This is a genomic window from Mycobacterium sp. smrl_JER01, from assembly GCF_048513595.2.
GTDB lineage: Bacteria > Actinomycetota > Actinomycetes > Mycobacteriales > Mycobacteriaceae > Mycobacterium.
Map to the genome: position 1 here is coordinate 5,467,054 of NZ_JBLXXK020000001.1, position 14,270 is coordinate 5,481,323.

Annotated in this window: 16 protein-coding genes; 12 read left to right on the top strand and 4 right to left on the bottom strand. The window is 67.5% G+C overall.

Going from position 1 to position 14,270, the window contains the following annotated elements:
• Positions 1 to 5: 5 nt before the first annotated feature.
• Genes ACNUDN_RS25730 through ACNUDN_RS25765 form a run of 8 tightly spaced genes read left to right on the top strand, consistent with a single transcriptional unit; the run spans position 6 to position 7,921 of the window.
• On the top strand, positions 6 to 659 hold the full coding sequence (locus ACNUDN_RS25730) for a microcompartment protein (RefSeq protein WP_419124526.1): 654 nt from the start codon (positions 6 to 8) through the stop codon (positions 657 to 659).
• Positions 656 to 1,651, top strand: coding sequence for a phosphotransferase enzyme family protein (locus ACNUDN_RS25735; protein WP_419124527.1), 996 nt, complete (start codon positions 656 to 658; stop codon positions 1,649 to 1,651). The genes ACNUDN_RS25730 and ACNUDN_RS25735 overlap by 4 nt, the downstream gene beginning before the upstream one ends.
• Before the next feature lie 26 nt (positions 1,652 to 1,677).
• The gene (gene fabG / locus ACNUDN_RS25740) at positions 1,678 to 2,457 is read left to right on the top strand and encodes a 3-oxoacyl-ACP reductase FabG (protein WP_419124528.1); all 780 of its coding nucleotides are present in this window, start codon (positions 1,678 to 1,680) and stop codon (positions 2,455 to 2,457) included.
• A gap of 53 nt (positions 2,458 to 2,510) precedes the next feature.
• Positions 2,511 to 3,293 carry a GntR family transcriptional regulator gene (locus ACNUDN_RS25745; protein ID WP_419124529.1) on the top strand — a complete coding sequence of 261 codons (783 nt, stop codon included), beginning with the start codon at positions 2,511 to 2,513 and terminating at the stop codon, positions 3,291 to 3,293.
• A 54-nt stretch (positions 3,294 to 3,347) separates the two neighbouring features.
• Positions 3,348 to 4,232 (top strand): tRNA glutamyl-Q(34) synthetase GluQRS, encoded by an 885-nt coding sequence (gene gluQRS / locus ACNUDN_RS25750; RefSeq protein ID WP_419124530.1) that lies wholly within the window; start codon positions 3,348 to 3,350, stop codon positions 4,230 to 4,232.
• Between the two features lie 44 nt (positions 4,233 to 4,276).
• Complete coding sequence (locus ACNUDN_RS25755) at positions 4,277 to 5,755, top strand: ABC transporter permease subunit (RefSeq protein ID WP_419124531.1); 1,479 nt, start codon at positions 4,277 to 4,279, stop codon at positions 5,753 to 5,755.
• A complete protein-coding gene (locus ACNUDN_RS25760) occupies positions 5,752 to 6,519 on the top strand; it encodes an amino acid ABC transporter ATP-binding protein (protein ID WP_419124532.1) in 768 nt (255 codons plus the stop codon). Before ACNUDN_RS25755 ends, ACNUDN_RS25760 begins: the two co-directional genes overlap by 4 nt.
• A gap of 25 nt (positions 6,520 to 6,544) precedes the next feature.
• Positions 6,545 to 7,921 (top strand): flavin monoamine oxidase family protein, encoded by a 1,377-nt coding sequence (locus ACNUDN_RS25765; protein ID WP_419124533.1) that lies wholly within the window; start codon positions 6,545 to 6,547, stop codon positions 7,919 to 7,921.
• A gap of 30 nt (positions 7,922 to 7,951) precedes the next feature.
• On the opposite strand, the gene ACNUDN_RS25770 is transcribed toward ACNUDN_RS25765, so the two are convergent.
• Entirely contained in the window at positions 7,952 to 8,713 is a 762-nt protein-coding gene (locus ACNUDN_RS25770) for an SDR family oxidoreductase (protein ID WP_419124534.1), read from the bottom strand.
• Between the two features lie 95 nt (positions 8,714 to 8,808).
• Between ACNUDN_RS25770 and ACNUDN_RS25775 the strand changes: the two genes are divergently transcribed.
• Positions 8,809 to 9,732: a LysR family transcriptional regulator gene (locus ACNUDN_RS25775; RefSeq protein WP_419124535.1), complete on the top strand. Its 924-nt coding sequence runs from the start codon at positions 8,809 to 8,811 to the stop codon at positions 9,730 to 9,732.
• Here ACNUDN_RS25775 and ACNUDN_RS25780 read toward each other — a convergent pair.
• Together ACNUDN_RS25780 and tgt are read right to left on the bottom strand one after the other, a co-directional pair.
• Positions 9,719 to 10,939: a cytochrome P450 gene (locus ACNUDN_RS25780; RefSeq protein WP_419124536.1), complete on the bottom strand. Its 1,221-nt coding sequence runs from the start codon at positions 10,937 to 10,939 to the stop codon at positions 9,719 to 9,721. The two genes, ACNUDN_RS25775 and ACNUDN_RS25780, sit on opposite strands and share 14 nt — an antisense overlap.
• A 90-nt stretch (positions 10,940 to 11,029) precedes the next feature.
• The gene (tgt, locus tag ACNUDN_RS25785) at positions 11,030 to 12,235 is read right to left on the bottom strand and encodes a tRNA guanosine(34) transglycosylase Tgt (protein ID WP_419125313.1); all 1,206 of its coding nucleotides are present in this window, start codon (positions 12,233 to 12,235) and stop codon (positions 11,030 to 11,032) included.
• Positions 12,236 to 12,288: 53 nt separating this feature from the next.
• Here tgt and ACNUDN_RS25790 point away from each other — a divergent pair, with 53 nt between their 5' ends.
• A complete protein-coding gene (locus ACNUDN_RS25790; protein WP_419124537.1) occupies positions 12,289 to 12,753 on the top strand; it encodes a lipoprotein LpqH in 465 nt (154 codons plus the stop codon).
• A 128-nt stretch (positions 12,754 to 12,881) separates the two neighbouring features.
• Entirely contained in the window at positions 12,882 to 13,340 is a 459-nt protein-coding gene (locus tag ACNUDN_RS25795; RefSeq protein WP_419124538.1) for a lipoprotein LpqH, read from the top strand.
• 10 nt (positions 13,341 to 13,350) lie between these two features.
• Here ACNUDN_RS25795 and ACNUDN_RS25800 read toward each other — a convergent pair whose 3' ends face one another.
• Positions 13,351 to 13,704 carry a DUF732 domain-containing protein gene (locus tag ACNUDN_RS25800; protein ID WP_419124539.1) on the bottom strand — a complete coding sequence of 118 codons (354 nt, stop codon included), beginning with the start codon at positions 13,702 to 13,704 and terminating at the stop codon, positions 13,351 to 13,353.
• A 91-nt stretch (positions 13,705 to 13,795) separates the two neighbouring features.
• On the opposite strand from ACNUDN_RS25800, the gene ACNUDN_RS25805 reads away from it, so the two are divergent.
• Positions 13,796 to 14,173 (top strand): hypothetical protein, encoded by a 378-nt coding sequence (locus ACNUDN_RS25805; RefSeq protein WP_419124540.1) that lies wholly within the window; start codon positions 13,796 to 13,798, stop codon positions 14,171 to 14,173.
• The last annotated feature ends 97 nt before the right edge of the window (positions 14,174 to 14,270 follow it).

The following is a 14,270-nucleotide window of genomic DNA, read 5'->3' on the forward strand; positions in this document are numbered from 1 at the left end:
CGAAGATGGCCGTCACGGACGCTCCGGCGCGGACCGACATCCGCGTCTATCTCCTCGTCGAGGATCTGCAGCAGCAATTCGCCGCATACCTCGGAACCCCGACCCGGGCGCGCGGCTACCCGCCGTATGCCGGTGAACATGCCCTGATCGTGGAGGTATCACCGGCGCTGGCGATCGAGCGGGTGATCGACCTCGCGCTGCGGGAGGTGCCTGGTATCCAGCCCGGAATCCTCTATGTGGAGCGCCAATTCGGCGTGCTGGAGATTCATTCGGGCAGCCTCGACGATGTCCGGCGCGCCGGCGAGGCCATATTGGACGGTACCCGTAGCTCGGCCTCCGACCAGTTGCGCCCACGTGTGCTCTATCACGATGTCATCGAGGACATCACCGATCAGCACGCGGTGATCCTCAACCGCAACCGGCAGGCGTCGATGGTGCTGCCCGGTCAGTCGTTGCTGGTCTATGAGATGACCCCGGCGCTGTTCGCGGCGGTGGCCGCCAACGAGGCCGAACGGGCGGCGCCCGGACTTACGCTGGTCGACGTGCAGATGATCGGCGCCGCGGGCCGGCTCTACATCAGTGGCAGCACCTCCGATGTCGTCACCGCGCGCGACCGCATCACCACAGTGCTGGCATCGATCGAAGGACGGGACCATTGAGCTCTGACGAGGCCGACGCCGACAGGGCGGTTGCCGAGAAGGCACTACCGGAATTCGACCTGCCGCACGGATCGACGCTGCGACTGCTCAACCTGTCCGAGAACGCCACCTACGCGGTGGAGGAGCCCGGGTGCGGGCATCGGTCGATCCTGCGCGTACACCGCAAGGACTACCACCGTGTGGATCAGATCGGGTCGGAACTGCTGTGGCTGGACGCGCTGCGCCAGGACACCGATCTCACCGTGCCCGCCGTCATGCCGGCACACGACGGCCGCCGGGTGGTCACCGTCGAACACGACGGCTGCGAACGTCACGTGGTGCACTTCGAGATGGTTCCCGGTGCAGAACCCGACGAGAACACGCTGACCTCCACCGATTTTCACACCCTGGGGTGCATCACCGCCGCACTGCACGACCATGCGCGCAGCTGGCAGCGTCCCGCCGAGTTCAGCAGGTTCGCCTGGGACTGGGAACACAGCCTGGGCGCCACACCCCGGTGGGGTCGCTGGCGCGATGCGGTCGGTGTGGGCGATCAGGAAGCCGAGGTGCTGGGCCGGGCCGAAGAGCTGTTGGAGCGCCGCCTGACCGAATACGGCACCGGGCCCGAAACCTTCGGGCTCATCCACGCGGATCTGCGGCTGGCCAACCTGCTCGTCGACGGTGACACCATCACCGTGATCGACTTCGACGACTGCGGATTCGGTTGGTATTTTTATGATTTCGGCACCGCCGTGTCGTTCTTCGAAGACCACCCCTCGGTTCCTGAATGGCAGGACGCCTGGGTCACCGGGTACCGGAGCCGCCGCCCGATGGCCGCCGCCGACGAGGACATGCTGGCGTCGTTCGTGCTGCTGCGCCGGCTGCTGCTGCTGGCCTGGATGGGAACCCACAGCCATTCCAAGGAATCCCAGGCCATCTCCGTGACCTACGCCGCCGGCAGCTGCAAGCTCGCCGAACAGTACCTGACCTCCGACGGTCACCGACTCTTCTGACCCCCGCTCCGAAAGGGCTTGTCGCTATGTTCACCTCGTTACAGGGCCGATCGGCCATCGTCACCGGCGGAAGCAAGGGCATCGGGCGTGGCATCGCCGAGACGTTCGCCCGCGCCGGCGTCAACGTCGTCATCACCGGCCGCAGCCAGGCCGACGTCGACCGCACCGTCGCCGATCTGACCGGTCTGTCCGGGACGGTCACCGGCGCCGCCGCCGACGTGACCAGCCCCGAGGAGTGCCGCCGTGTCGTGGCGACCGCTGTCGACCGCAACGGCGGTCTGGACATCGTGTGCGCCAACGCCGGGATCTTCCCGTCCGGCCGGTTGCAGGACCTCACTCCTGAGGACATCGAGCAGGTCATCGGCGTCAACTTCAAGGGCACCGTGTACATCGTGCAGGCGGCGCTGGACGCGTTGACCGCCAGCGGACACGGCCGCGTGATCATCACCTCGTCGATCACCGGCCCGATCACCGGTTATCCGGGTTGGTCGCACTACGGCGCCAGCAAGGCCGCGCAGATGGGTTTCCTGCGCACCGCTGCGATCGAACTGGCACCCAAGAAGATCACCGTCAACGCGGTGCTGCCGGGCAACGTCATCACCGAGGGACTGATCGAGATGGGCCAGGACTACATGGATCAGATGGCCGCGTCGATTCCGGCGGGCAAGCTCGGCGAGGTCGCCGACATCGGCAATGCAGCACTGTTCTTCGCCACCGACGAGGCCGGCTACATCACCGGGCAGTCCCTGGTGGTCGACGGCGGGCAGATTCTGCCCGAATCACCGGAGGCTCTCGCCGAGCTCTGACGCCCCGTGCCGTAGATTTGGTCATACCAAATCTACCGAGGTGAGGAGGTCCGGTGGCCACCCAGACGGAGGATCTGCGGCGCCGGATCGTCGCCGACATCAACGCGGGGGTGCCCGGCACCAAGCTCGGCAGCGAGCGCGAGCTCGCCGAACGGTACCGGACCAGCCGGTCTAGTCTGCGCCAGGTGCTGGCCGCACTGGAGGAGGCCGGGCTCGTCGACCGGGTGATCGGGCGCTCCGGCGGCATCTTCATCAGCCACGCCCAGGTGCAGCGCAGCCTGACCGATGTGGTCGGTGTGCCGGCGTTCCTGGCCAGCCAGGGTTACGTGGCCGGTACCAGGGTGTTGTCGACCAGGATCGCACCCCCCGATCCCCCCACCCGGCAGGCGCTGGGGTTGACGGCCGAGGATTTCGTCATCGAGATCCAGCGGTTGCGTCTCGCGGACGGTTCACCGATCTCGCTGGAGCTGGCGCAGTTCCCCGCCGAGGCGTTTCCCGGTCTGCTCGAACAGCAGCTGGGAGGTTCCATCTACGAGATCCTGGAGAGCGAGTACGGGCTGGTCGCCGCCCGGGCCGACGAACGCATCGAGGCCGTCAACGCGACACCGGAGGAAGCCAATCTGCTCGGCATCAAACCGAACTCGGCGCTGCTGCTGATCACCCGCGTCACCTATGACCAGCACGATGCTCCGTGCGAGTTCTCCCGCGACCTGTTCCGCGGTGACCGCACCCGACTCGCAGTCACCGCCCAGGGCAGAGGCGTCGGTGTCACGCCGTCGGTCGCGGCGGCCTCGGTCGCGCTGCACGGTCCGCTCGCGAACGTGCATTCCGGGTAGCGGCACGCGTGCGGCGGCTACCGTGAGCGCACCCTCGCGGGCAGAGTGAGTCGCGTGACGAGTTCTCCGGGCGCCGGCAGGTTCGCGCCCAGCCCGTCGGCGGACCTGCACATCGGCAATCTGCGCACCGCCGTGCTGGCGTGGCTGTTCGCCCGCTCGACGGGCCGGCGGTTCCTGATGCGCGTCGAGGACCTCGACGACCGCACCGACCCGGAGATCGCCGACCGGCAGCTGGCCGATCTGGCCGCGATCGGTGTCACCTGGGACGGGCCCGCCACCCGCCAGACCCAGCACCCGGACCGCTTCGACGCCGTGGTCGAGGCCCTGGGCAGGCGCGGTCTGCTGTTCGAGTGCTTCTGCAGCAGGAAGGACATCGCGCAGGCGCCCCGGGCCCCGCACGCACCCGAAGGCGCCTACCCGGGCACGTGCCGCGACCTCGACAACACCGCACGCGCGCAGCGCAGGCGTGCGACCGGACGGCCCGCCGCGCTGCGGCTGCGCACCGACACCACGTCGTACACGGTGCACGACCTGCTGCACGGCGACTACACCGGCCAGGTCGACGACTTCGTGGTCCGCCGCGGCGACGGCGTGCCCGCCTACAACCTCGCCGTGGTGGTCGACGACGCCGCATCGGGGATCGACCAGGTGGTGCGCGGGGACGATCTGCTGGCCTCGTCCCCACGGCAGGCCTACCTGGCCCGACTGCTCGGCCACCCGGAACCCGTGTACGCACACGTGCCGCTGGTGCTCAACGCCGACGGGGCCCGGCTGGCCAAACGCGACGGAGCGGTGACGCTGGCCGAGATCGGTGTCGAGGAAGCCCTCGCCCAGATCGCCGCCTCACTTGGGTATGCGGCCCGCACCGTCGAAGGCATGCTGGCCGAATTCGATCCGCGGCGATTGCCCCGGACGCCGTGGGTATACCCGACCGGGTGAGCAGAACCCTTCAGCAGAGCGCGTCAGCTTGCTACGGTCCGCCGATGCGCTACCGACGTTCGGTCCTGCTGGCGGTGCTTGCCGCGCTCGCCGTCATGCTGACTTCGTGCGGACCGGGCCAGGTCGGCGACAACGGTGAGGAGAACCCCGTCCAGTCCGCCGGTGTGCTGCGGGTGGGCACCGAAGGGGTGTACGCGCCGTTCAGCTTCCACGATCCGGCCACCGGGCAACTCACCGGTTACGACGTCGACGTCGCACGCGCCGTCGCCGAGAAATTGGGTGTGGACGTGGAATTCGTCGAGACACCGTGGGACTCCATCTTCGCCGCACTGGAGGCCAACCGATTCGACGTGGTGGCCAACCAGGTGACGATCACCCCGGAACGTCAACAACGCTACGACCTCTCCGAACCGTACTCGATCGGCGAGGGCGTGATCGTCACCCGCGTCGACGACGACTCGATCACCTCGCTGGCCGACCTCCCGGGCAAGATCGCGGCCCAGAGCACCACCAGCAACTGGGCTCAGGTGGCACGCGACGCCGGCGCACAGATCGAGGCGGTGGAAGGACTCACCCAGGCGATGGCCCTGCTCAGCCAGGGCCGGGTCGACGTGGTGGTCAACGACAGTCTGTCGATCTACGCCTACCTCGCCGAGACCAACGACACCGGGGTCAAGATCGCGGGCAACACCGGAGAGCGCAGCGAGCAGGGTTTCGCCGCGCGCAAGGGCAGCGGTCTGCTGCCCGACCTCGACGCCGCGATCGACGAACTGCGCGCCGACGGCACGCTGGCCGCGATCTCCGAGAGATACCTGAGGACCGACGCTTCCGGCGGCGCGGACGCACCCCAGGCGCAACCCCGCTCGACCCTGCAGCTCGTGCTGGACAACCTGTGGCCGCTGGCCCGGGCCGCGCTCACCATGACCATCCCGCTGACGATCATCAGCTTCGCGATCGGTCTGGTCATCGCGCTGGGGGTGGCGCTGGCCCGGCTGTCGGGGAATGCGGTGTTGTCCAACGCCGCCCGCTTCTACATCTCGGTCATCCGCGGCACACCACTGCTGGTTCAGCTGTTCATCGTGTTCTTCGCCCTGCCGGAGTTCGGGGTCCGGATCGACCCGTTCCCGGCGGCGGTGATCGCGTTCAGCCTCAACGTCGGCGGCTATGCGGCGGAGATCATCCGCTCGGCGATCCTGAGCATCCCGAAGGGGCAGTGGGAAGCCGCCCAGACGATCGGCCTGGACTACGCGGGCACCCTGCGGCGCGTCATCCTCCCGCAGGCCAGCCGGGTGGCGGTGCCGCCGTTGTCGAACACGCTGATCTCGCTGGTCAAAGACACTTCCCTGGCCTCGACGATCCTGGTGACCGAACTGCTGCGACAGGCACAGATCATCGCCGCCCCGACGTTCGAGTTCTTCGCCCTCTACGGAACGGCAGCCGTCTACTACTGGGTGATCTGCCTGGCGCTGTCCTTCGGCCAGGCCAGGGTCGAGCGCAGACTGGAAAGGTACGTGGCCAGATGACCGAAACCGAGACCGAGAACCGGATCGTCGCGCGGGACGTCGCCAAGTCCTTCGGCGAACTCGATGTGCTCAAAGGGATTTCGTTCACCGTCCCCCGCGGGTCGGTGACCGCTGTGATCGGACCGTCCGGGTCTGGTAAGACGACATTGTTGCGCGCGCTCAACGCGCTCGACATCCCGGACTTCGGCGTGATCCGGGTCGGGGACGTCGAAGTCGATTTCAGCACCCAGGTGCGCAAGGACCAGTTGCGGCGCTACCGGGCGCAGAGCGGATTCGTGTTCCAGTCCCATAACCTTTTTCCGCACAAGACCGTCGAGCAGAACGTGACCGAAGGTCCGCTCATCGCGCAGAAGCGCCCCCGCGACGAGGTGCTGGCGGAGGCCGCCGAGCTGCTGGACCAGGTCGGGCTCAAGGACAAACGCGACCAGTATCCGTTCCAGCTCTCCGGCGGCCAGCAGCAGCGGGTGGGCATCGCCCGCGCGCTGGCACTCAAGCCGAAAGTGGTGCTCTTCGACGAGCCGACCTCGGCACTGGACCCCGAGCTCGTCGGCGAGGTGCTCGGCGTCATCCGCGACCTGGCGGTGACGGGGTGGACGCTGGTGGTGGTCACCCACGAGATCCAGTTCGCGCGGCAGGTTTCCGAGCAAGTGCTGTTTCTCGATCAGGGAACGATCCTCGAACAGGGGCCACCCGCGCAGGTGATCGGCGATCCGGAGCAGGAGCGCACGCGGCAGTTCTTGCAGCGCATCCTCAACCCGTTGTAGGGCCTGCCGTGAGACAGTGTCGGTCATGACACGCCATGAGGCCGACGTGATCATCGTCGGCGCAGGCCTCTCGGGGCTGATCGCCGCTCGCACCGTCCTCGCGGCCGGACTGACGCCGCTGATCCTGGAGGCGGATACCCGCGTCGGTGGACGCATCCTGACCGAGGACCTCGGTGGCCTGCCGGTGGAGCTCGGGGCGCAGTGGATCGGTGACACCCACCATCGGATGTTCGCGCTCGCCGCCGAACTCGGTGTGCAGACCTATCCGCAGTTCGACGACGGTGAGACCACCTATGAGCTCGCCGGCACGGGGGTATTGCGGGGCAACGAATTCCATGCCCGCTTCGGCGCCGAGCTGGCCGAGCTGGAGGCGGTGCTGCGCAGGCTCGACGAGCTGGCCGCCGAGGTGTCCCCGGCGGCCCCGTGGGCGTGCGCTCATGCGCCCGAATGGGATGCGATCACCGCCGGCGCCTGGTACGACGCACAGGGATTGTCGCCGGTGGCGCGCACTCTGCTGGAGATCTGCACCGTCGGGATCCTGGCGGTGCCGACCGTGGAGGTGTCGTTCCTGCATCTGCTCTTCACGATCCAGACCTGCGGGGTGACCTCGGAGTTGTTCGCCGAATCCGAGGGTGGCGCCCAGACCAGCCGTTTCGTCGGCGGCACCGCCGAGATACCGAATCGGTTGGCGGCGTTACTCACCGAGTATCTGGTGCTCGACGCCCCGGTGCAGCTGATCGAGCACGGCTCCGACAGCGTCACCGTGCACTGTCGGGGTGGCCGCACAGCAAGGGGCCGGCGGATCATCGTCGCGGTCTCCCCGATGCTGGCCGGCCGGATCATGTACGACCCACCGCTGTCGGGCTACCGGGACCAGCTGACCCAGCGGATGCCGAATTCCGCCGCGATGAAGGCGTTCTTCGTCTACGACGAGCCGTTCTGGCGTGCGGACGGTCTCAACGGGCAGCTGATCTCCGACGTCGGGCCGGCCCGGATGTCCAACGACACCTGCATCCAGGGTGACGACCGCGGGGTGATCCTGTTGTTCCTCGAGGGTGAGCAGGCCCGCACGCACGGACACTGGTCCGAGGAGAAACGCCGAGCGGCGCTGACCGCCGAGCTGGTCCGGCATTTCGGCGACAAGGCCGCCCGCCCACAGCTTTACGTCGATGGCGAGTGGGGCAGCAGGCAGTGGACCCGCGGCTGTTACAACGCCAACTGCGGTCCGCTGGTGTGGACCACCTACGGGCCCGCGCTGGCCGAGCCGATCGGTCCGATTCACTGGGCGTCCACCGACACCGCCGTCGAGTGGAGCGCCTACATGGAAGGTGCGGTCGACGCCGGCGAACGCGCTGCCAACGAGGTCATCGCCGCACTGGCCGGCCAGCCGACGGCCACGTAGCCGCCCGGATTCCTCAATTGCCTGGATGCCTCAGTTACCGTGCGGATCAGCAGCATTGAGTGCTGCCACCACGTCGTCATAGTCCCCCCTCTCGGCGTAGCGCAGGAACTTCACCCGCTCGACTTGAATTTCCTGGGCATCCGGTTGTGACTCCAGGATCTGCATGACTTCGGCGATGAAGTCGTCGAGCGGCATCGCGAAGCTGCTCTCGCGCTGGCCGGGAACCAGGTCTGTCGCTACGGAAGGGGGTTGGAGTTCGACGACCTGCACGCCGGTGTCGGCGAGTTGCATACGGATGGACTCGGTCAACATATGGATCGCCGCTTTGGAGGCGTTATAGCTCGGCGTGGCCTTCAACGGCGCGAACGCCAATCCCGAGGACACCGTCATCACCGTGGCCGACGGTCTGCTCTGCAGATGCTCGATGAACGCGGCGATGAGCCGGATCGGCCCGAGGACGTTGGTGGTGATCACCGACTCCGCAGAGGCCAGGAATCCGTCGGGATGGTGCCAGTCCTCGATTTTCATGATTCCGGCCATCGCGATGACGGCGTCGAGCTCCGGATACGTGGCGATCACCTCGCCGGCGGCGCGCCGCACGTCGGCCGGATCGCTGGTGTCCACGACAACTGTGCCGAACTCCGGTCGTTGCGCGGCGATCCGATCGAGGAGTTCTGCGCGCCGACCCCCGATGATGACGGTGTTGCCCTTGTCGGCGAGCGCCGCGGCCAGGGCCAGACCGATACCGCTCGTCGAGCCCGGGATAAAGATGGTGTTGCCGCTGATCTTCATGTCGGCCAACCTCCTGTGCTGGTGCTTTCCGTCTCTACACCTCGACGGTTCCACGATGTCGTTCATATGTCTCATGCATTTCTATGATGTGTTCTATGCACGTGAAGCATGCCCTGCGGGCGGACCTCAACCTCGTACCCGTGCTTGCCGTGCTGCTCGACGAGCGGCACATCTCGCGCGCAGCCGGCCGCCTCGGTCTCAGCCAACCGGCGACAAGCCGAGCACTGCAGCGTCTTCGGTCGCTGCTCGGCGATCCGCTGCTCATCCGCGAACGGGACGGCTACCGCCTCACGGCCCGGGCCGAGGTGCTGCGCGGTCAGCTCGAAGGGGTGCTGCCTGCTCTCGAAACGCTGCTCGCCCCCGACGAGTTCGATCCGGCGGCGGAGACGACCGCGATCCACCTCGCTGGTACCGACTTCGCCGTGCATGCGTACGGTCCGGCGATCTGCGACCGGCTGCTCCGCCAGTCTCCGGCCTCCAGTGTGCGATTCCACAGCTGGCGGTATGACTCGATGGCCCAGCAGATCCACCACGGCACCGCCGAACTCGGGCTGTTCGGCGGGTACACGCCGAGCGACCTGTCGACAGCCGAGCTACCGGCCGAGCAGTTCGTCTGCGTGGTCGACATCGAACACCCGTCGACCGGTCCGGCGCTGACCCTCGCCGAGTACTGCCGCCTCCGACATCTCGTGGTCGACGTGACCGACGGGATCCAGCCCGATGTCGATCTGCCGCTGCACGCCCGCGATATCCGACGGTCGGCAGTGATCACCGTGCCGTACCACTCGACCGTGCCACTGGTGCTGGCCGGCACCGATCTGGTGGCGACGATCCCTGCACGCCTCGCACGACAGTGGCCCGGCGCCCACCGGGTACGTATCCTCGGCGCTCCGAAGGAGATTCGGCGCTTGCCCTATCGCATGGTCTGGCATCCCGCCTACGACAACGACAGCCGGCACCGCTGGTTGCGCTCGACTGTTCGCGATGCCGTTCGCACCCGGCCGGCTAGCCGAGATTGACGTCGAGGGTCTGCATGCCGCGCAACGTCACGTTCTGCTTGTAGGCCGGTGAGTCGGCCAACGACGCGTCCGGAAAGCGGGATGTCAGCGCGGTCAGCGCGACGGTCGCTTCCAGCCGGGCCAGCGGGGCGCCGATACAGAAGTGCGGACCCTTGCCGAAGCCGAGGTGCCGGATGACCGGCCGGTCCGGGTCGAACTCGTCGGGCCGCTCGAGCGCCTCCGGATCGCGGTGCGCGGCCGCGGTCAGCAACAGCATGTTGTCGCCCTTCGGGACGGTCACCCCCCCGACCGTCATGTCCTGCGCGGCGACCCGGCCCACCAACTGCACGGGAGGGTCGTAGCGCAGCGTCTCCTCGATCACGGCGCCGGCCCGACCCGGATCGGCCGCCAGTGCCGACCACTGGCCGTCGGTGCTCAGCAGCGCCAGGATCGCGTTGGCGATCAGGTTGACCGTCGTCTCGTGCCCGGCAACCAACAGCAGGTTGCACGTCGCGACGATCTCGTCCTCGGTGAGCTGATCGCCGGACTCCTCGACCTCGATCAGCCCCGACATCAGATCCTCACCGGGTTCACGGCGGCGACGCGAAATCAGCTCACGCAGGTAGTCGCGCAGCCAGCGCCCGGCCTGCATGCGTTCCTCGAAGCCGTTTCCGGCCTCGCCGGTCACCGTGATGAAGGGGTCCAGCGACTGCGCGAGCAACGCCGAGGCGGCACTGAACTGCGGTTCGTCCTCCAGCGGGACACCGAGCAGACGGCAGATGACGGCCACCGGGAGTGGATAGGCCAGACCCTCGATGGCCTCGAACGTGCCGCCGGCATCGCGTAGCAGATCATCGACCAGACCGACGATCTCGGGCTCCAGCGCCTTGACCACCTTGGGGACGAAGGCCTTGCTCACCAGGCGACGCAGCCGGGTGTGGTCGGGCGGATCGAGGAACAGGAATCCGGGCGGGCCGAACGGTCGTTCCGCAGCACCCTCGGCGATGGCGCGCTGCGCGACGGTCGATTTCAGTCGGTCGCTGGCCGAATCCGGGTGCCGCAACACCTCATCGCACGCGGCGAAGGTGGAGAACACCACAAGATTGTTGGCGGGCAGTGCGATAGGTCCCCGCCCACGGATCTGCGCGTACAGCGGATACGGGTCGGCCCGGTGGCTCGGATCAAGCATCTGCAGGAGCAGCGACTGCGGTTCCGCGGCGGTCGTCATGCTCTTATTGTGCACACGTTGAAAAGGATGCAGGTCCGCGCGACGAATCCGCGACGTCACCCCCCCTTGTTCGCGCCCTTGTGCACGGCCCTAGGTCGTCGCGTAGTACCGGCCCAGCACGTGCTCGCGCAGTTCGTCGAACCGGCCTGCGGGAATGGCCGCACGGATCTGATCGACCAGACGGATGACGAACCGCTCATTGTGGATCGTGCACAGCGTCGCCGACAGCATCTCCTTGGCCTTGAAAAGGTGGTGCAGATACGCACGGGTGTAATGCGCACAGGTGTAGCAGTCACAGGCGGCGTCGATCGGGTTGAAGTCGCGCCGGTATCTCGACCCGGTGATGTTGAACCGCCCGTCGGCCGAGTACACCGCGGCGTTGCGGGCCACCCGCGACGGGGAGACGCAGTCGAACGTGTCGGCGCCCGCCTCGACGGCCGCGAACAGATCGTCGGGTTCGCTGATGCCGAGCAGGTGCCGCGGTTTGTCGGGGGGCAGCTCGCTGCTGACCCAGCCGACGATGGTCGCCAGGTTCTGCTTTTCCAATGCTCCCCCGATGCCGTATCCGTCGAACCCCCGGCCCTCGGCGTCCACGATCTCGGTCAGGCCGCGCGCCGCCTGCCTGCGCAGATCCTCGTACTGGGCACCCTGCACCACGCCGAACAGCGCCTGCGGCGGGGTGTGCGAGCGGAGCTCGGACAGTCGGCGGTGCTCGGCCAGACACCGCACCGCCCACGCGTGGGTGCGTTGCACCGAGCGTTCCTGGTAGCCACGGGTGTTGACCAGCGTGGTCAGCTCGTCGAAGGCGAAGATGATGTCGGCGCCGAGCTGATGCTGGATCCCGATCGACACCTCCGGGGTGAATCGGTGGGTGGATCCGTTCAGATGCGACCGGAACGTCACCCCGTCGTCGTCGACGTGCGCAAGCCGTTCCTTGCCCTCGGCGATGACGTCGTCGGCCTGGACCCGCGCGGTGTCCATCGCCAGCACCTTCTTGAAACCGACACCCAGCGACATCACCTGGAATCCGCCGCTGTCGGTGAAGGTGGGGCCGGGCCAGTTCATGAATGCCCCCAGCCCACCGGCCTCCTCCACGATGTCGGGACCGGGCTGCAGATAGAGGTGGTAGGCGTTGGCCAGCACCGCCTGCGCACCGAGATCGCTGATGGTCTCGGGCAGGACGGCCTTCACGGTCGCCTGGGTGCCGACGGCGATGAAAGCCGGGGTCTGGATGTCGCCGTGCGGTGTGCGGATCGTCCCGGTGCGCCCGAGCCGGCCAGGGAGTTCGGCGTTCACCGAAAAGAAGGGATCAACGCACAACGGGCCGGCCACGCCGTAGATTCTGCACTGTGTCCACACGCTGGTCTCTCGGCGCCACAGTCGGCTGGGCCGTGCCGGCCGTCATCGCGCTGGTCGGATGCTCGTCCGCGCCACCCGAATACCAACCGCCGCCCGGCGCGCTGATCGCCGGGACCGCACAGGTGACCGTCAACGGCCAGGACGTCGGGACGACCGATGCGGTGCAGTGCGACTCGGCGGGCTCGTTGATGATGATGCGCACCGGCGACTCGTCCGACCCGCTGGCCACTGGCATCTCGGCGATGGTCGCCAGCGCGGACGAACTCGTCGTGCGCGAGGTCGGGATCCGCGATCTCGGCGGCTTCACCGGTAGCTACAACCAGGGCCTCGGCGGGGAGGCGACGGTGACGATGACCGGCCGCACTTACGACATCGCCGGGACCGCGTACGGTTTCGACACCGACAATCCGAGCTTCCGGACCACCGGCGACTTTCGGATCAAGATCGCCTGCTGAACGCGCACCCTGCGCAGGTGTGCTGAGCTCGCAATCCAAAAGAGACCTGTCGAGCCCGGTTCTGTGGCCATACTGCTCGTGATGATGCGCCGGACACGGCGAATCACACAACACAAAGGAGAACCGTGATGAACCGCGAAATCCTCGTCGCCCTCGGTGGCGCAGCGATCGTCATCGCCGGTCTGTCCGGCTGCGGGTCGGACAGATCGGAGACGTCAGGGGAGACTTCGCAGGCCGCGGCGGCCGAGGGGAAGAGCACCGTCACCATCGACGGGGTCGACCAGGAGATCCAGGGCACCGTGGTGTGCTCGGACATGGGCGGCAACACCAACATCGCGATCGGCGACGCCACCACCGGCATCGGCGCGGTGGTCAGTACCGGCGACGAACCCGCCGTGGTGTCGGTGGGCCTGGGCAACGTCAACGGCGTCACGCTCGGCTACCAGAGCGGCGCGGGCCAGGGTGAGGCCAGCGCCGAGAAGAACGACAAGACCTACACAATCTCGGGCACCGCCACCGGTGTCGACATGGCGAACCCGATGCAGCCGGTGAACAAACCCTTCGAAATCGAGGTGACCTGCCCGTAGCCGGCAGGCCTCAGACCCCGGTGTAGCCGGCGGCCGACTGCCGCAACTGCCAGATCTGCGCGGGACAGAGCTCGTTGACGGCCTGATTGATCAGGTACCCCGCCTGGTAGTAGTCGGTGGTGTGGAAGTCGGCTTTCACCTGGTCGACGAGTTCGGCGTAGCCCATCTGTGCCGCGACGCGGTCACAGATGGTCTGCCCGTACCCGATCGCGGCCTCGGCGTTCGGAAAGTTGTAGCCGGGCCGGACGTGCACATTGACCAGATACGCGACGACGTCGGCCTTCGCTTCGGGAACCGTCGGCGCGGCAACCAGCGCCGCGGACGAGAGCAGACCCGCCGACAACACTCCTACCAGCAACTTCATAGGGGATGACCCTACGCCACTCGGCACCCGGCGGGGGCGAATGCGGGCAAGGCCGCCCGCGGCGAGGGCACCGCGACCTAGGGTGTACCCCATGAAGTTGATGGCAGCGCTGGCAGTCACCGGTGGTGTCCTCGCCGCGCCGTTGACGCTGGCGACCGCCGGACCCGCCGTCGCGACCCCGAGCAATTGCGACGGCGCCGGCTGCGTCCCGTATGTGAATCCCGAGGCGCAGCTGGGCGCGCACTGCAACCAGAACACGCGCTACAACTTCGGCTTCGACGCATCGGGCAACACCCTGGCCTGCAACTCGCAGAGCCAGTGGGTCTCCAGCCCGCCGCTGGTCGGGGTGCGAACCCTGCGCTCGGCGTGCGGCGACGCCTCCGGGGTCGCGCAGAGCCCCGACGGTGTGCCGCTCAAATGTGACAGCGGCGCATGGACAGCCGACTACTGGGTGATGTTCTACGGCTGAGATCAGCCGACACCGGTCGCCGACATCGTGCGCCGCACCTGGGGGGACATCGAATCGGTGCTCGACGCTGCACGGGCTCGGCTCGGTTGAGCGCCGT

Bases quoted from the DNA above. Each gene is read 5' to 3' on its own strand.
- ACNUDN_RS25730 (WP_419124526.1), top strand. From the start codon at position 6: ATGGCCGTCACGGACGCTCCGGCGCGGACCGACATCCGCGTCTATCTC.
- fabG (WP_419124528.1), top strand. From the start codon at position 1,678: ATGTTCACCTCGTTACAGGGCCGATCGGCCATCGTCACCGGCGGAAGC.
- ACNUDN_RS25755 (WP_419124531.1), top strand. From the start codon at position 4,277: ATGCGCTACCGACGTTCGGTCCTGCTGGCGGTGCTTGCCGCGCTCGCC.
- ACNUDN_RS25760 (WP_419124532.1), top strand. From the start codon at position 5,752: ATGACCGAAACCGAGACCGAGAACCGGATCGTCGCGCGGGACGTCGCC.
- ACNUDN_RS25765 (WP_419124533.1), top strand. From the start codon at position 6,545: ATGACACGCCATGAGGCCGACGTGATCATCGTCGGCGCAGGCCTCTCG.
- ACNUDN_RS25770 (WP_419124534.1), bottom strand. From the start codon at position 8,713: ATGAAGATCAGCGGCAACACCATCTTTATCCCGGGCTCGACGAGCGGT.
- ACNUDN_RS25775 (WP_419124535.1), top strand. From the start codon at position 8,809: ATGCACGTGAAGCATGCCCTGCGGGCGGACCTCAACCTCGTACCCGTG.
- ACNUDN_RS25780 (WP_419124536.1), bottom strand. From the start codon at position 10,939: ATGACGACCGCCGCGGAACCGCAGTCGCTGCTCCTGCAGATGCTTGAT.
- ACNUDN_RS25795 (WP_419124538.1), top strand. From the start codon at position 12,882: ATGAACCGCGAAATCCTCGTCGCCCTCGGTGGCGCAGCGATCGTCATC.
- ACNUDN_RS25800 (WP_419124539.1), bottom strand. From the start codon at position 13,704: ATGAAGTTGCTGGTAGGAGTGTTGTCGGCGGGTCTGCTCTCGTCCGCG.
- ACNUDN_RS25805 (WP_419124540.1), top strand. From the start codon at position 13,796: ATGAAGTTGATGGCAGCGCTGGCAGTCACCGGTGGTGTCCTCGCCGCG.